The organism is Bradyrhizobium sp. SBR1B, from assembly GCF_014198205.1.
Classification (GTDB): domain Bacteria; phylum Pseudomonadota; class Alphaproteobacteria; order Rhizobiales; family Xanthobacteraceae; genus Bradyrhizobium.
The window spans coordinates 1-1,239 of sequence record NZ_JACIHC010000079.1 but is presented as its reverse complement, the minus strand read 5'-3'; the positions used below and the strand labels follow the sequence as shown (position 1 = coordinate 1,239).

1 protein-coding gene is annotated in these 1,239 nt (G+C 64.6%); it reads right to left on the bottom strand.

From position 1 onward, the window contains the following. Window positions 1–1,044: IS21 family transposase (gene istA / locus GGD61_RS40155; RefSeq protein WP_246786233.1), on the bottom strand; the 1,044-nt coding region annotated here is incomplete at its 3' end. Window positions 1,045–1,239: the final 195 nt, after the last annotated feature.

Sequence of the window (1,239 nt, the reverse complement as noted above, 5' to 3'; positions counted from 1 at the left end):
CCGGTGCGGCACGGAATAGAAGAAGCGGTCGAACTCGACATGATAATCCGTGGAGACCCGGGCAAGCCGCCATTCGGCGAACTCGTAGTCCTCTGCCGGTAGGGGCGCGAGCGCGGCGCGCTCTATTGTCTGGAAAAGATGACGGCGGCTGACGCCGAGCCGTCGCATGACGTGATCGTTGATGCGGTCCAGTGCTTCGGCAATGGCCGCATTGGCTTCGGCGAGCGAGAAGAAGGTCTGCTTACGCAGCCGGCCAAGGATGCAGCTCTGGGCAAAGCGCACCGTGTTCTCGACCTTTGCCTTGTCCTTCGGACGCCGCGGCCGCGCTGGCAGCACGCCGACGCCGTAATGGGCCGCCATCATGCCGTAGCTGCGGTTAATCTCCGGGTCATAGAAGCTCGCCCGGTTGACGCCCGCCTTTAGATTGTCGGGAACGATCAGGCGCGGGACGCCGCCGAAGAGGCGGAACATGCGCACATGCGCGCCGATCCAGTCGGGCAATGTCTGGGTCCAGCTTGCCTCCGCATAGGCGAGACCGGAGGCACCGAGAGCGCCGATGAAGAGCTCGGCTTGGCGGATCTCGCCGGTGCGGCGATCGACGATTGCGATCTTCTTGCCGGAATAGTCGACGAAGACCTTGTCGCCGGCGGCATGCTCCTGCCGCATCGTCGGCGACAGCCGCTGCTCAAAATTGCGAAAGAGCTCGCAGAAGCGGCTGTAGCCATAGCCGTCGGGATGGACGGCGCGGTACTCCTCCCAAAGAATGAGCAGCGTGACGCCGGGCTTCTTCAGCTCGACGGCAAGATCGGCCCAATTGGGCTCGGGACGGCGCCGCGCGCCCTGCTTGACGCCGGCACGGGCGAACAGCCTGCGCTGGAGCGCATCGTCCGTCAAATCCCCGGGCAACGGCCAGCTCAGCCCCGCCGCCGCGGCGCGCTTCAGGTTATCCTGGACGGTGCTGCGGGCGATCCCCAGTATCACCGCAATCTCGCGGGCGCTGCTTCCGCCTCCGGCAAGCCGCAGCATTTGTCTCAGTTGTCTCATGGTCAGCCTTCTCTTTGCCGGCATCCAGCCACTCCTCGTTCTTCACGAGGCGCTTGATGCCAAAGTTGCTGACCCAGGGCAGGTTCGTCGCGGCCCCTCCCGGCCGGTTATTGATCGGAATCGCGGCCGGCTTCAGATCGGAACGGTGGCCGACAATTGATCGGAATGCCCGCCGGCTTCACGTCGGAATCCGCA